The sequence below is a fragment of the Pseudoalteromonas sp. SG41-2 genome (genome assembly GCF_014164535.1).
In the GTDB taxonomy this organism is placed as follows: Bacteria; Pseudomonadota; Gammaproteobacteria; order Enterobacterales; family Alteromonadaceae; genus Pseudoalteromonas; species Pseudoalteromonas rhizosphaerae.
Genome location: NZ_JACJFK010000008.1, coordinates 41,451 through 55,989 on the forward strand (window position 1 = coordinate 41,451; position 14,539 = coordinate 55,989).

At 40.6% G+C, this 14,539-nt stretch carries 13 protein-coding genes; 7 read left to right on the plus strand and 6 right to left on the minus strand.

Annotated features, from left to right (window positions below; translation table 11 throughout):
- Nucleotides 1-11: 11 nt before the first annotated feature.
- Both H5186_RS08075 and H5186_RS08080 read left to right on the plus strand, forming a co-directional pair.
- On the plus strand, nucleotides 12-1,124 hold the full coding sequence (locus tag H5186_RS08075) for a retroviral-like aspartic protease family protein (protein ID WP_182739438.1): 1,113 nt from the start codon (nucleotides 12-14) through the stop codon (nucleotides 1,122-1,124).
- Between the two features lie 8 nt (nucleotides 1,125-1,132).
- Nucleotides 1,133-1,489, plus strand: coding sequence for a HopJ type III effector protein (locus tag H5186_RS08080; RefSeq protein WP_145239960.1), 357 nt, complete (start codon nucleotides 1,133-1,135; stop codon nucleotides 1,487-1,489).
- On the opposite strand, the gene H5186_RS08085 is transcribed toward H5186_RS08080, so the two are convergent.
- Both H5186_RS08085 and H5186_RS08090 read right to left on the minus strand, forming a co-directional pair.
- The gene (locus H5186_RS08085) at nucleotides 1,482-1,892 is read right to left on the minus strand and encodes an N-acetyltransferase (protein WP_182739439.1); all 411 of its coding nucleotides are present in this window, start codon (nucleotides 1,890-1,892) and stop codon (nucleotides 1,482-1,484) included. The genes H5186_RS08080 and H5186_RS08085 overlap by 8 nt on opposite strands.
- Before the next feature lie 46 nt (nucleotides 1,893-1,938).
- Nucleotides 1,939-2,244, minus strand: a complete 306-nt coding sequence (locus H5186_RS08090) for a DUF6482 family protein (protein ID WP_145239964.1) — start codon at nucleotides 2,242-2,244, stop codon at nucleotides 1,939-1,941.
- An 85-nt stretch (nucleotides 2,245-2,329) separates the two neighbouring features.
- Here H5186_RS08090 and H5186_RS08095 point away from each other — a divergent pair, with 85 nt between their 5' ends.
- The 3 genes from H5186_RS08095 to H5186_RS08105 all read left to right on the plus strand — a co-directional run bounded on the left by H5186_RS08095 (nucleotide 2,330) and on the right by H5186_RS08105 (nucleotide 4,699).
- Entirely contained in the window at nucleotides 2,330-3,022 is a 693-nt protein-coding gene (locus tag H5186_RS08095) for a pseudouridine synthase (RefSeq protein ID WP_182794318.1), read from the plus strand.
- Nucleotides 3,023-3,103: 81 nt separating this feature from the next.
- The gene (locus H5186_RS08100; protein WP_145239968.1) at nucleotides 3,104-3,478 is read left to right on the plus strand and encodes a BlaI/MecI/CopY family transcriptional regulator; all 375 of its coding nucleotides are present in this window, start codon (nucleotides 3,104-3,106) and stop codon (nucleotides 3,476-3,478) included.
- A gap of 9 nt (nucleotides 3,479-3,487) precedes the next feature.
- A complete protein-coding gene (locus H5186_RS08105; protein WP_182794319.1) occupies nucleotides 3,488-4,699 on the plus strand; it encodes a TonB family protein in 1,212 nt (403 codons plus the stop codon).
- 235 nt (nucleotides 4,700-4,934) lie between these two features.
- Here the strand turns inward: H5186_RS08105 and H5186_RS08110 are convergent, their stop codons facing one another.
- The gene (locus tag H5186_RS08110; RefSeq protein ID WP_182730742.1) at nucleotides 4,935-5,318 is read right to left on the minus strand and encodes an MAPEG family protein; all 384 of its coding nucleotides are present in this window, start codon (nucleotides 5,316-5,318) and stop codon (nucleotides 4,935-4,937) included.
- Between the two features lie 273 nt (nucleotides 5,319-5,591).
- On the opposite strand from H5186_RS08110, the gene H5186_RS08115 reads away from it, so the two are divergent.
- Nucleotides 5,592-6,473 carry a DMT family transporter gene (locus H5186_RS08115; protein ID WP_145239974.1) on the plus strand — a complete coding sequence of 294 codons (882 nt, stop codon included), beginning with the start codon at nucleotides 5,592-5,594 and terminating at the stop codon, nucleotides 6,471-6,473.
- A gap of 56 nt (nucleotides 6,474-6,529) precedes the next feature.
- On the opposite strand, the gene H5186_RS08120 is transcribed toward H5186_RS08115, so the two are convergent.
- The 3 genes from H5186_RS08120 to H5186_RS08130 all read right to left on the minus strand — a co-directional run bounded on the left by H5186_RS08120 (nucleotide 6,530) and on the right by H5186_RS08130 (nucleotide 10,979).
- The gene (locus H5186_RS08120) at nucleotides 6,530-6,847 is read right to left on the minus strand and encodes a multidrug efflux SMR transporter (protein WP_149982191.1); all 318 of its coding nucleotides are present in this window, start codon (nucleotides 6,845-6,847) and stop codon (nucleotides 6,530-6,532) included.
- Complete coding sequence (locus H5186_RS08125; RefSeq protein WP_182794320.1) at nucleotides 6,847-8,379, minus strand: bifunctional GNAT family N-acetyltransferase/carbon-nitrogen hydrolase family protein; 1,533 nt, start codon at nucleotides 8,377-8,379, stop codon at nucleotides 6,847-6,849. Before H5186_RS08125 ends, H5186_RS08120 begins: the two co-directional genes overlap by 1 nt.
- A 308-nt stretch (nucleotides 8,380-8,687) precedes the next feature.
- Nucleotides 8,688-10,979 carry a penicillin acylase family protein gene (locus H5186_RS08130; RefSeq protein ID WP_182794321.1) on the minus strand — a complete coding sequence of 764 codons (2,292 nt, stop codon included), beginning with the start codon at nucleotides 10,977-10,979 and terminating at the stop codon, nucleotides 8,688-8,690.
- 165 nt (nucleotides 10,980-11,144) lie between these two features.
- Between H5186_RS08130 and H5186_RS08135 the strand changes: the two genes are divergently transcribed.
- The gene (locus tag H5186_RS08135; protein WP_182794322.1) at nucleotides 11,145-14,510 is read left to right on the plus strand and encodes an ATP-binding protein; all 3,366 of its coding nucleotides are present in this window, start codon (nucleotides 11,145-11,147) and stop codon (nucleotides 14,508-14,510) included.
- Nucleotides 14,511-14,539: the final 29 nt, after the last annotated feature.

Genomic DNA, 14,539 nt, shown 5'->3' on the forward strand with positions numbered 1-14,539 from the left:
AGGAGCGAGCAATGAAAGGGACTGCTGTTACTAAATTTATCACGCTGCTGCTACTGCTATCAGTGGCACTTAATGGCTATTTATTGTGGCCACAACAGCAAGCAACAGCCCCACAAGCAGCCGTTAAATTGTCGCCATCAGTTATCGTTGAAAACAATCAGCAATCACTCTATCAGCAAGCTCTACAGCAATTTAATCAGCGACAGTTTACGGCTGCCTTAGCCAGCTACCAAGCATTAACTACAAGCCAGCCATTACAAGCTGAACAACTTTACTTTTTATGGTTAGATAAACTCGATAACTGGTTAAAAAATAATGAGCTCACAGCTGCTGAGACTTTTTTGCAATTATTTTTAAATAGCTATCCATACGATATACATATGTTGCAGCTTGATGCCGAACGTTTAGTGAAAAACCAGCAGCTACACCAAGCTATTGTTGCGTTATTCTCATTGCAATCACTTGCCAATGAAAGCCAGCAAGCAGCCATTAATATGCGTTTAATACAATTGACCATCGCACAAATAAAAACGCTTACAGAGCAGCACGCGTGGCAAAAAACCATTAATCAAACCTTAGTGTGGCTTGATTATGATAACGAAAATCCTAATTACTTATTCGCACTCGCTAATGCATATTACCATCTCGGTGACCTGCTAAGCGCGCAAGCAACATTAGATCGCTTTCCTTTGGAGCATCCATTACAAGCGAAAGTTGCTGAATTACAAACACGCATAGCACAAGCGCAAAGCGGTATTGATCTGGTGCCATTACGTCCATACGGCGCACACTATTTATTAGATATGCAAATCAACGATGCGCTCAACACCCAACTAATGATAGATACCGGGGCAAGCTTTACCGTATTACCAAATAACGTATTTCAAGCATTACGGCCAATACCCGACTATATTGATAGCTTAAGCATCAATACCGCCAACGGCCAAGTAATCGCAAAACGTTACCAACTTGATTCAATTTTAATTGGCCAGCAATATATTGAAAACTTTGAAGTGTTAGTAATTGATAACCATAGTGGGTATGGATTACTCGGCATGAATTTTTTACAGTTGTTTAAATTTAATATTAATCAACAAACTAATCAGCTAGAGTTAGCTAAATAAGGATGACTATGACACTCAACGATTTTTTAAGCCGTCTGGCTAATGAGCCACACACCATTGCATTTGCCGATACGATGGCAGTGATTGAAGCAAACTATACTTTTACAGCCTGCGCATTCAATAACCACGGCTTAAAAAGTGCCGTTGGTGAAAATAATGGCTCATGTAAAATTTTTGCTTTTGCTAAACTAAACCAACTAAGTAAACAAAATACTCTAGATTGCTTTGGCGCGTTTTATCGTGATGATGTACTTGGCAATCCTAATGAGCACGATCACATGAACATTCGCACATTTATGTTAGCACCAGAAGTAACCCCCTTCTTGGGCATTACTTTTGATGGCGAACCATTAACAGCTAACTAAGTGATTTTTCCATAAAGTAGCGGGTGCCAGAGCGAGGATAATTATCGAGTTGATATTTAACTTCATAACCACGATGTTCATAAAATGGTTTAGCTTGAAAATCTAAAGTATCAAGCTGAACTTGCAGCGCACCTAACTGCTTACCCTTTAATTCGATCGCGCTAAGTAACGTACTAGCTAGGCCTTGACCGCGTGCTTTTTCATCACACCAAAGCCAATTTATTTGTAACCAGTTACCAAATAATTGAGCAGCTACAGCCGCCACCACTTGCTGATTTTCATCAACAAATTTACACCCCAATGGCAGTCTTTGTGCATCAAAGTGAGCTTGATTATAAGCAACTATTTGCTCACGCAATAACTGTTCTAATACCTGTGAATCATCATTTTCAAACTGATACATGGTCGCTTTTTACCAAGTTAAAAGGTCAGTTTAAATGACTAACAAGTTAATATAAATGATTTTTACCGTAAGGCACCTCAAGCATATTACTGCCCACTTTTTCACTCTGGCCACACATTTCATCGTATGCGCTGGTATGACGCAATACCATTTGCGCATAACTAAGGTGGTCGAGTCGTTTTTGAATATGCAATGGGCTTAAGCCACGAATAAACTCCCCCTGCTCATCCGTTACATAATACTCAACATTGTTGATCATCACCGACACTTGGTATAAAGCCATTTCCAATGAGTGAACAATAACTTTTTGCAAAGGCTGATGGTTTTTAAGTTCTGATAATTTTATCGCCATGGTGAAACCCTTTTTACAGTGGATTAAGTTATCTGTACGTTGCTTTGATATACTTTGATCAATTTAAACCGAAGCGACTTAATTTATGAGCGAGAAAACTCGTCTAGCTAAATACCTTGCCCATGCTGGCGTTTGTTCTCGTAAACAAGCCTCGCGGCTGATTGATGAAGGTGTGGTGAGCGTAAATAAACGCCCAGCCAATCATATTGATCACGTTGATGATAACGACGATATACGCGTCAATAACACGCGCGTACAAGGTAAAGCAACGCGCATTTATTATGCCTATCACAAACCGGTAGGAATTGATTGTAAACTCAATCAACATGACCCTAGCAGCTTAATTCACCATCTACCAACAGAGACCCGCGTATACCCGATTGGCAGGCTAGATAAAGATTCTCGTGGTCTGTTAATACTGACTAATGATGGTGAATTTTGTAATCAGCTGATCCATCCTGACTTCCACCAACCAAAACGTTATTTAGTCACTGTTGATAAACCGCTTAATGATAGCTTTAGCCAAAAAATGGCAAATGGTGTGCCTGTTGATAAACATATCACACTGCCATGCACCGTGGAGAAAGTAGCCGACTGCCAATTTAGTATTATTTTAAAGCAAGGGCTGAATCGCCAAATCCGAAAAATGGCCCATTACTGTGGCTATAAAGTGATTGACCTTTACCGAGAACAAATTGCCGAGCTTAATTTGGCCACCCTAAGCCTGCCAGAAAATACCTATCGTAAAATAAATAAATCTGACATTTTAAAAAACTAATTATTTTTATATAAAATAGTTGCAAAGTTTGATTACAGGTGTAATCTTAAGTTAAAGATTACACCTGTAGGCAATATATATATGATTGAATTATCAAAAGCAGAATTTGAAGTGCTCGATGCACTTTGGCTGAACTACCCTGCTACAGCAAGCCAAATTATCGAGCGTTTAAGCGATGATAAACAATGGCACGAAAAAACCATTAAAACCTTACTCGGTCGGTTAGTAAAAAAAGGCGCACTCAGCTTTGAAAAAGATGGCCGCCAGTATATTTACACTCCTTGCATGGAACGCGCTGAATACACGCTAAAAGAAAGTCAAAATTTTATTGAGCGTTTTTTTAGTGGCCGTATCGCGCCGTTAGTCAGCGGTTTTGCTAAATCTGAGCAACTTTCTCAACAAGACATCAACGAACTTAAAAAGGTGATTGATGACTGGGAAAAACAGCAAAAGTAAGGGCTTAATATGTTAGAAAACACCTTTAACTGGCTTCTTGAGCAGCAACTATTAATCAGCTTACTGATACTCAGTTTGCTGGTTTTAGAACGCTATTCACTAAAATGGCTCAATGCTAACTTTGTCTATAAGTTATGGCTAATGTTACCAATCACATTACTGCTAGCAAATATGCCAGAGCATTTTAAGCCGCTGCCAAACAACGTCATTAGCACTATGCTGATCAGCCCCAAGCAAGGTTTTTCAACAACGATTAGTATTAGTTGGGTACTAGTTTATAGCGCTATATTTAGCGTACTGGCGTTAACTGCCATCGTGGTACACCTGCGGTTTATCAACCAATTACGATTAACCAATCTTGATGATAAAGTGCTGATTGACGCACATCCCGACATGCAACTATTACAAAGTAGCGCCGTTAGTACACCAATGGTTATAGGGCTATTCAGTAATCAGCTAGTCCTACCAACCGCCTATACACAACACATTGATAGCACTGCGTTAACGCTGATCATTGAACATGAAAAAGTACATATAAAACGCGCCGATAATTTATTTAATGCGCTGGCATTAATGGCCACATTGCTGATTTGGTTTAATCCACTGGCTTGGCTTGGCTACATGAACTTTAGACGCTTGCAAGAGCTGTCGTGCGACGAAAAAGTACTGACCAATAAAACTACTCAACAACGCATTTTATACAGTAAAGCTCTGATCAACTGTGCAGCAAATAGCCGTGCAGGGTTAATAGCTTACTCACACTATGGAGATAAAAACACGATGTTACAACGACTCAATCAAATCAAACACACCGGCAATAGCTCAATGATTGCCAAAGGCGCTTTACTTATTTTTGCAGCGGGTATGATCAGCAGCTTTGCTATCGCAAAACAACCAGAAGCAATAAGTAAGGTGCAAGCTATTTCACCCATCATGCGTATTGAGCCTCTTTACCCGATACAGGCAGCTGAACAAGGTATAAGCGGTTCAGTAGTATTAAAATACGATATTAGCCCAGCCGGAAAGACACAAAATGTGTCGGTTGTGAATGCCAAACCTGAAAGAGTATTCGATAAAGAGGCAAAAAAAGCGCTAATGCAATGGCAATATAAGCCTTCAAATTCAGGCTTTAAAGATGTATTGGTACAGTTAGACTTTGCAATTGACAGTAATTACAAATCAGAAGAACTGATTGAAAAGGTGACTGTTGCGGCTAAGTAAATTTTAACAACCAAGACCCTAAAGCAAGCGCCTTATTGAAGCCGCTTGCTTTAGCGTTTTAAAAAACAAAGCTTATACCAATCAACTTAAATATTTAAACATTCTAGCGAACTAAATAAAGCGCTAACTGCGTTATAATTTTTTCAAGTAGAACAACTACATGTCAAAATTTACGCCTTGTTATCACTGTATTTATCTGTCGCTGTAAATGGTCAGGAACTTAACATGATTGGTATTACAAGCACACAACAATCATAGCGACTGCAGCAGCTAAACCAACCAGCCATGATAAAGAACGCAGTACGTCTAAATTTAGATAGTAAAAAGCACAATATAGAACGCGGGCAATAATATGAGTAATGGCTAATAGCTCAGTAACTTGGTGGACATTATTGGTGCCCAGCACGGTGGCTAACGCTACAGCAAACACGGCCAATGATTCAAAACAATTTTGATGTGCTGCCAGCGCCCTTGCGCCAAATCCGGTGAGCTTAGACTGTTGCTCTCTTGGGTGCTTATTATCGTAGCCATCGAGCTTGTTCATTGCAAATGCCACGGGGGCCTTGGCAAAGTAAGGCATCAGTACAGCAAGTAGTGCGCAAATAAGTAATATCGTCATCGTTACTCCTAATCATAGTTTTCATTAACTTAGCACAGCTAAACTGATCGCGTAATTGACTTGAGTAATAAAAAAGCCGCAATGACTTATATGAAATAAATACAAGGCATTGCGACTAACAATAACATCGCGATAACTATAGCCCAAAAAGTTGGATTTGCAGCTGTGGCATATTGTCGCAGCAAAGATATTTTCATTTTATGGAATCTTAGTTCGCTTTAGAGCTCTGGCACTGGTAACTTATCCGCCTCTGTGAATTGCTGTTTTTTCATTATGACTTGGATCTTTTTAACTATTTTAGCCGCTTTTATGCAGTCGTGGCGCAACGCTTTACAAAGTAAACTAAGTGCGCATGTGAGTGTTGCAGGCGTCACCTTAGCGCGCTTTATACTTGCAAGCCCACTTGCTTTGGCATACCTCATTTCATTATATCTCTATCAAGATGCTCCCTTACCCACCTTCAACCTCGCTTTTATTAGCTACATTGTCGGCGCGAGCATAGTGCAAATTATTGCAACAGGATTAATGGTGACGTTATTTAAAATGAATAACTTTGCTGTTGGTGCTGGTCTTGCAAAAAGTGAAGCTCTTGTTGCGGCTATACTAGGAGTATTATTTTTTGGCGCGACGCTATCTTTATTAGGCTGGCTTGGCGTGTTTATTGGCTCAATTGCAGTATTACTATTAAGTGGAATTGCTAACATTAAGCACTTTAGCTTAAAAACAGCCTTACTAGGCTTGGCCTGTGGGACAGCATTTGCACTCTCCTCATCATGGATACGCGAAGCAAGCCTAAACTCAGGCCTGTCGTTTCCTTATTCCGCAGCATGGGTTTTACTGCTTATTATCAGCCTGCAAACTATCATGCTATGTGGTTATATTACAGTAAGGGAACGCTCAACATTTCGAGCTATGTGGAACCATAAAAAAACCACCAGTGCGGTGAGTTTTTTTAGCTGCATAGGCTCGATTGGTTGGTTTAGTGCGATGAGTTTACAGCATGTTGCCTATGTCAAAACCTTAGGGCAAGTAGAAGTATTTTTTACAATCTTGATCTCAGTTTTATGGCTCAAGCAGCCTTTAAAACGTCAAGATACCGCAGGGCTGGTGTTAATTGCTATAGCCGCAGTATTAGTCATGTTACCTTCGATATAAACAACAAAGGCGGCTCACTGCAACATGGCCGCCTTTCGATTTTTTAATTCACTGAATTAATGGCTGATTTTCAATGTGATAACGCCGCTAATAATCATTAATACACCGGCAATACGGCCGAATGTTGCTGCATCATTATAAAATAGTATCCCTACTAAAAATGTTCCTGCCGCGCCAATGCCTGTCCACACTGCGTAGGAAGTCCCCATCGAAATATCACGCTGTGCCAGCCATAACATAAAACCACTGGCGACCATAAACGCCACTGCAATGCCAATACCTAACCAGCGATGTTCACCCTCTTGCGACATTTTTAATCCTACAGGCCAGCCAATTTCCAGCAAGCCTGCAATAATTAAATAAATCCACGCCATTAATTTACTCTCTTTTTCAATATTACATCGTACAGATCTTCACGACGATCTTTTAAGTTACGCACCGTGCCTTCACTGTGCAGAACTTTTAATTTATCCATATCTAAATCACTAAATAACAGCATTTCAGTATTGGGGGTTGCTTCATTAAGCGTAGCATCATGAGGGAACGAAAAATCAGACGGTGTTAATACCGCTGATTGTGAATACTGCACATCAAGACTTTCAACTTCTGGTAAGTTACCTACCGATCCGGCAATAACCACGTAGCATTCGTTTTCAATGGCCCGCGCCTGCGCGCAGTGGCGTACTCGTAAATAACTATTTTTGGTGTCGGTCCAAAATGGCACAAACAGAATATCGAGACCTTGTTTTGCTAAAATACGTGACAATTCAGGAAATTCAACATCGTAACAAATTTGAATACCCACGCGTCCAGCATCAGTATCAAATACCGCAATTTTGTCACCACCTTGAATCACCCAGTCATTTTGTTCATGAGGCGTGATATGAATTTTACGTTGTTCGTCAATTTTACCACTGCGATGGCATAAATAACTGACATTATAGATTTTATCGCCTTCAGCAAGCGGCATTGAGCCGGTGATAATATTCGCATTATACTCAATCGCCATACGCGACATCGCATCACGAAAAGTCTCCGTGTATTCGGCTAAATAACGAATAGCCTCAGTCTGATTTCTTTGCTCTGTAAGCCCCATTAGTGGCGCATTAAAAAACTCCGGAAAAAGAATAAAATCACTTTTGTAATCAGACACTGTGTCTACAAAATATTCGACCTGCGTGAGCATTTCTTCAACCGACTCAACACTGCGCATTTGCCATTGCACTGCGCCTACTCGCACTATCGACTTCGTTGATTCAAGTACCGTGTCGGTCGGTTCAAACATAATGTTATTCCACTCAAGTAGCGTGGCATAACCCACCGAATTTTGATCTTCCGGTAAATACTTTTTAAGTAAGCGTTTAACCTGGAAATCATTCGACAATTGAAAACTTAAAATTGGATCATACAGCTCTTTATGATCGACTTTGGCAATATATTCTGTTGGACTCATGTCACTGCTATGATTGTAATAACGCGGAATACGTCCGCCCGCCAAAATAGCCCGCAGATTATACTGACGACATAATTCTTTACGCGCATCATAAAGCCTGCGCCCTAAACGCATACCACGATGAGTAGGCGAAATAACCACATCTAACCCATACAGCGCATCACCATCGGGGTCACTAAATACCCGGTCATGGCCGTCAACAATATCTTCATAGGTGTGCGGATTAGAAAAGCGCGTGTAATCAACTTGCACACTCAACGCAATCCCTACCAGCACGCCATCATCCACCATGCCCAACTGCCCTTCAGGGAACTGGTCAATCAGTCTAAATATAGTATGGCTTGGCCATGCACCACCTAAATCTGGATAAGCCTGATCCATCAAAGTTTTTACTTGTGGATACTGCTCTTTAGTTAAATTACAAATCTCAAGATGGGTTTTTTCTGCCGACATACACAACTCCTTTAGGCGTAGGACATTAAATTTGATAGTTCAATACGCGCATAATACGTGATCAGCTCTGAACGCTTGCTTAGTGCAGCATACCTAGCGCTGGTTTATTTTTAAGATAGCACCAACAACAGTGTTGAAGTAAGTATAAGTAGGTATAAATTTTTAGTTTTACACCTCTTTGCTCAGCTAACATTAACGCTGGTTTAGCGGTTTTCGACCTAAAGCTTAGGTTAATTGCACTTTATAAGAGTAAAAGTAATGGCCGAAATCAAGCGGCCACTACCTCAAAACAAGGTGGCTTTACTCATTTAAAGCTCATTTGCAGGTAATATTGTGATCTCATGCATTAGTGTTTGCGGTAATAGCGGCGTTGGTTTTGCAGCTACGTAGTCATCAAATCCTGCGCGATAAAATGGCGATAGTGGATGACCTGACTGGCCACCGGGAATGGCCATTATGGCGTTTTCTAAATGCCCAGGTTGAGCAATAAATCGCTGTGACGCACCAAAACTACGCCCCTGCACTGCTGGCATATAACTGTCGCCAAATCCTGGCGCTGTCGGCATATTTAATAATTTACTTAGTTGTGGTATTTGCTGTGCGAATGGATGCTCAATAACCAATTCATTAACTGTCCCCCACTGCCAACCTTTTAAGTTACTGCCAAACTCTTTACTTAAATTACTGACAACTTGACTAAATGAATCAGTTAATTGTGCATCCCAATCAGCAAATTGTGGATTTAACCAGCTATCTGGTTGCTGTTCAATAAGCTGCCATATTGCCGGCTCTAAATCACGTTTAACATACTTTAATGAACCGCCCTGAGCCTGTAAATTTGCTTGCATAGCCGTAAATACACTATTGATAACTTCATCACGATAACGCCTAACCAGCGTGTAGCCTATTGACGTTGCACAGGCGCAACCTTGCCAGTTCTCTAACTCTTTTATGTACTGCTGATTAGCCGAACTATTTCTATTAAGCTGTTGCAGCAATAAGCCATGCCACGGTTGTAAAAAGCGCGCCTGATTATCATGCTGCAACTGGTTAAAATTAGCTTCATTAAAATGTTGCTTTTCATACAATCTATCACGAATTTGACTAGATCGTGCTCCCAAGGCATAACCACCATTACCAAAACGCTGGTCATCCAAAGCCGATACAACGCGAGAGTTCCCAGTCCATAAACGGCCATCAACAGGATTTTTAACTTCCGGCCTTTGCTGTTCATTATGCTGCCAAAGTGTTGAGTAGTCATTTTCCTGAACAGCTAGTTCACTGGGCTTAATACGCCCTGGAATGGCTCCCATATTTTTCCAACCCGCATTGCCTTGGCTATCTACCACCATTAAGTTTTGTACTGGAATACCCACTTCACTGGCAATCAGCAGCGCGTCATCGACAGTTGTTGCTTGTTCTAATTTCAATAAATCCATATCGACTGCATAAGGTTGATGGCCAACCCAGCTAAGCGCATAAGGCTTGCCATTTATTTCTCGCACTGGACCATACTCACTCAATGTCAGCTTATATTCTTCAATTGACCCATCGGGTAGTGCTATTTGCTCAACTTCTTGCCATGTTTTACTGTTATCAGTTAATGCTACCCAATCGGCAGTATCGAGGTAACCATTAGTAAATCCCCAGGCAATATTGTTATTAGTTCCCACCACAATTGCTGGTGCGCCAGGCAAGGAAACCCCTGTCACTTGGCTCACTTTTCCTGACATTGCATAGTTAAGTTGCGCACGATACCAAATAACCGGCACCGCCATCGACAAGTGCATATCATCCGACAGCATCCCAGCACCTGTGGTAGTTAACTGCCCAGTCACCGCCCAGTTATTACTACCACGTTCTTGATTTGCATCAATCCTGAGTAAAGCTTGTAAGGTTTGCTTAGGAAATTCAGGAATAGTTAAATTATAAGGTGCGAGTGTGCTGCCATCTAAAGCCGCTTGATATTGACTGGGTTGAGTTAAAAAACTGACCATTTCTGGGCCATAAATATCGGCAATTTGAATTAACGCTTGGTCACGTTCGAAGGTCGCCGTTTGTAAATCTAAGTACATACTGTAAATCACTAACAAACTGTCTTCACTGCGCCAAGGCTTTTGCTCAGCGCCTGTTAGTAAATATTCAAAACTGCTAAAACCTACCTGTGCTAAGCCTTCGTTAACGCCAGCGGCATAACTTGTTAATAATGCTTGATCTGCTTGAGGCAATTGCTCAACAATCGCAGCGCTGCGTTTTCGTAACTGGTGGAAGCGCATTTTTTTATCCAAACCTAATGCTGCTTTGCCAAACAGTTCACTCAATTCACCTGCAGCATTACGGCGCAACAAATCCATTTGAAAAAATCGGTCTTGACCATGTGCGAAACCTAAACCATACGCAGCATCAAGGCGGTTCTCAGCTGAAATAACTGCTTGACCCAGTTGGTCTCGGGAGATTTTTACCGCTTGGCTGACGTGGTTACTACGCCCATTACCATCAAGCGCCGGTAAGCTAATTGACAGTACACCATAAATAACTGCTGTTGCAGCTAATCCTAAAATTACGATTGCTAACACCAACCACTTGATAATTTTAAACATGAACCAGTCCTTTTACTCTTGATTAGCTCTATCATAACCATAGTTTTATGAAAAAAGTGCGGTAATTTAAATAAAAAAACAAATAGCTCAATTGATCGGACTATTTTTATTTCCGTGATAAATTGACTATAGTTGAACAGCCAAATATAAAAGCACAAGTCGCTAATGCCATTGTTAAAAACAGATGATCACAAACAAGTCTACAAATTTAAACTGATATTTTGGTGCTCGCTCGTTTTTATTTTATTAATCAGTTTAGTGCTTGATCAGATCAGTTATAAACGTGCCCAAGAATCTCATCGACTATTAATTTTATCTGAAGTAAGTAGCTACCGTACTCAACTTGAATCAACATTAGTATCGAATATTCAATTGGTGCGTGGTTTAGCTGTTGCAGTTGCTGCAGAGCCTAATTTAGATCAACAACGTTTTGCCCAAATTGCCGCGCCATTATTCGACACCTTATCTGAATTACGCAATATCGGTGGTGCACCTAATATGGTGATCCGCATGACTTACCCATTGGCAGGCAATGAAAAAGCCATAGGGCTAAACTTTTTAGATAACAAAGCACAACGTGCAGATGCAATTCGTGCGCGTGATAACAATGAAATAGTTATGGCAGGCCCACTTACATTAGTGCAAGGTGGTGAGGCATTAATTGCCCGAGTCCCTGTTTACCTTCCCCCTGACAACCATTTTTGGGGACTGCTCTCGGTGGTACTCGACATAGACAAAATATATGAAAGAGCGGGTATTTTCGAACTAGAAGAAGACTATGATGTCGCCATCCAAGGACGCAATGGCTTGGGTCTAAAAGGAGAGTTTTTCCGTGGTAAAGCGGATATTTTAGAGCGTAACCCTCTGGAATTTACTTTAACCTTTCAAGGTGGCGAGTGGGAAATTTTTGTTACTCCTAAAGTTGGTTGGGCACCTCCGAACTCTGCGATTTGGCCGCTGAGATTAGCAATATTTACTATTTGCGGGTTACTAATTTTAGCTTTCTTATTATTCTTAAAAATGCTCAATCGCCAGCTAAGAAATGAAAAAATGCTAGTGACAATGAGTAGTCTTGCAAAAATTGGCGCTTGGTCATTTAACCTTGAAACACAACAAGTATATTGGTCAGATATGACCAAAAACATTTTCAAATATCCGCTAGACGAACAACCTGATTGGCCAACGAACTTTTCTTACTTTAAAGAAGGCGAAAGCCGTGACACGATAAAAAAGCTCGTTGAGCGAGCGATTAAATATGGTGAAAGTTACGAAGTTGAGCTCGAAGTCATCGATTCTAAAGGTAATGCTTTATGGGTGTTAGTGCATGGTGAAGCAGAAATCCGTAATGGCCGCTGTATTAAGATTTTTGGCTCTTTACAAGATATAAACGTCCGTAAATGCATTGAATTAGAAAGCAGTAAAACTGCTTTGCACAATGAGGTACTCGCCTCACTTACCGTTAATAACGCAGTGCTAACTGGTAATTTAAAACAAGCAAAAGATATCATTACACAATCAATTTGCGATGCATTTAATGTTGAACGTGCCAGTATATGGCTGTTCAATGATGCAAGAGATCAACTGCAATCATTTGCCCATCATGGTAAACACACCCCAAATAACACTGCGTTACCAGCATGGCAGCAAACTGAGTTAAATGATTTTTTTACAGCGATTGATAATCAAGCTGTGATCCGCGCCTCAAATGCACTGAGCAATAAATTTACAGCCCCGCTTACAGCGCACTATTTAGCTCCTTTCGATATAAAATCAATGCTTTGTGTATCTATTCCTACTGGAAGCGGGGCGATTGGTATTGTTTGTGCTGAGCATTGTCAGTATCCGCGGGCATGGTCGCGTAACGAAGAAAGCTTTTTAATTGCCGTTGCCGCTTTAATTGGCAGTTTATATTCTAGCGAGCAACGTATAGAAACCGAGCAACAATTAGTCACAGCAAAAGAAGCAGCGGAACAAGCTGTAACCGCTAAAGGTGAGTTTTTAGCGAGCATGAGCCACGAAATTCGCACCCCCATGAACGGTGTGCTCGGGATGCTTAATATTGTGCAACAAACTAAGTTAGATCCTCAGCAAACGCACCATATTGAATTAGCACAATCATCAGCGCAATCGCTGCTTAATATAATTAACGATATTCTGGATTTCTCAAAAATTGAAGCTGGTAAATTAGATATCGAAGAGATTGCCTTTAATTTACCGAAATTACTCGGTGAAGTGGTCGAGTCATTTGCCCTTAAAGTAGAGCAACATAATACTAAACTGATTTTAGATGCCACTAAAATTAATGTAAATAAGATTGTTAGTGACCCAAATAGGCTTCGCCAAATTATTAATAATTTACTCGGTAATGCCGTTAAATTTACTCATAATGGTGAAATTATCGTGAGCGCAAACTTAAAAAATACCACTAACGGGACTTTTTTAGATTGCTCAATTATTGATACCGGTATTGGTATTAAAGCCGACAAACAAGCTTCGTTATTTGATTCTTTCACTCAAGCCGATACCTCAACTACTCGCCAATATGGCGGCACAGGCTTGGGCCTGGCGATTGTTAAGCAGCTGTGTAATTTGATGGATGGAGAAATCAATGTCACGAGTGTTTATGGCCAAGGCAGTACCTTTACTTTTTCCATTAAAGTACAGCCGCTACTGGGTAAAGAACAAGACTTGCCGAGTCATTTAATTAAAAACAAACATATTTTAATTGTCGATACTTGCCCGTTAAATAGCTCAATTGCGCAAAAACAGCTAAACGTGTGGGGAGCGCGTGCGCATATCCTCAAAAACTACCTAGCCTTGAGTTATTATCTCAATTCGAGCGATGAATTGATTGATGCTGTGCTGCTTGATTATAGCTTTTTTCAGCAAGCCGACGCTGCTGCAATTAATGCATTGAAAATTTACCTAAGTGAGCATCACGTAAAACTGATCCTTATGGCGCCAATGAGTTTCTCACAAGAAGCACATGCAAACTTGCCAATCGAAGCCGATTGCATGATTTTTAAACCACTAACGCCTTCGGACTTGTTTGATTCTTTGGCGAATGAAAAATTTATCGAGCAACAACAAAATAACAATGCACTACCAGCAAGTATTGCAATCAACAATACACACTTTGTAAATCAAGACAAAATCCTGCTGGTAGAAGACAATAAAGTAAATCAAGTCGTTGCCTGTGCATTACTAAAACAAGCAGGCATTAATTTTGATATCGCTGAAAATGGTCTGGAAGCTATTGAAAAACTAAAAAGCAAAACCACAGAACCATACAAGCTATTGTTAATGGACTGCCAGATGCCAGAAATGGATGGTTACCAAGCAACTAAGGCAATCCGTAATGGGGATGCGGGTGAATACTACAAAAACGTAACTATTATTGCGTTAACCGCAAATGCTATGCAAGGCGATAGAGATAAATGCCTCAGTGCAGGAATGACTGATTACCTAACCAAACCACTCGATTTTGATGCGCTTAATCCGAAACTGCAACAATGGCTTGGCAAACAATAAAGGTGTAAGCTAAGGCATAACAAAAAGAA

Excerpts from the sequence above, each read along its gene's own strand:
- H5186_RS08075 (WP_182739438.1), top strand. The coding sequence starts at position 12 with ATGAAAGGGACTGCTGTTACTAAATTTATCACGCTGCTGCTACTGCTA.
- H5186_RS08080 (WP_145239960.1), top strand. The coding sequence starts at position 1,133 with ATGACACTCAACGATTTTTTAAGCCGTCTGGCTAATGAGCCACACACC.
- H5186_RS08085 (WP_182739439.1), bottom strand. The coding sequence starts at position 1,892 with ATGTATCAGTTTGAAAATGATGATTCACAGGTATTAGAACAGTTATTG.
- H5186_RS08090 (WP_145239964.1), bottom strand. The coding sequence starts at position 2,244 with ATGGCGATAAAATTATCAGAACTTAAAAACCATCAGCCTTTGCAAAAA.
- H5186_RS08095 (WP_182794318.1), top strand. The coding sequence starts at position 2,330 with ATGAGCGAGAAAACTCGTCTAGCTAAATACCTTGCCCATGCTGGCGTT.
- H5186_RS08100 (WP_145239968.1), top strand. The coding sequence starts at position 3,104 with ATGATTGAATTATCAAAAGCAGAATTTGAAGTGCTCGATGCACTTTGG.
- H5186_RS08105 (WP_182794319.1), top strand. The coding sequence starts at position 3,488 with ATGTTAGAAAACACCTTTAACTGGCTTCTTGAGCAGCAACTATTAATC.
- H5186_RS08110 (WP_182730742.1), bottom strand. The coding sequence starts at position 5,318 with ATGACGATATTACTTATTTGCGCACTACTTGCTGTACTGATGCCTTAC.
- H5186_RS08115 (WP_145239974.1), top strand. The coding sequence starts at position 5,592 with ATGACTTGGATCTTTTTAACTATTTTAGCCGCTTTTATGCAGTCGTGG.
- H5186_RS08120 (WP_149982191.1), bottom strand. The coding sequence starts at position 6,847 with ATGGCGTGGATTTATTTAATTATTGCAGGCTTGCTGGAAATTGGCTGG.
- H5186_RS08125 (WP_182794320.1), bottom strand. The coding sequence starts at position 8,379 with ATGTCGGCAGAAAAAACCCATCTTGAGATTTGTAATTTAACTAAAGAG.
- H5186_RS08130 (WP_182794321.1), bottom strand. The coding sequence starts at position 10,979 with ATGTTTAAAATTATCAAGTGGTTGGTGTTAGCAATCGTAATTTTAGGA.
- H5186_RS08135 (WP_182794322.1), top strand. The coding sequence starts at position 11,145 with ATGCCATTGTTAAAAACAGATGATCACAAACAAGTCTACAAATTTAAA.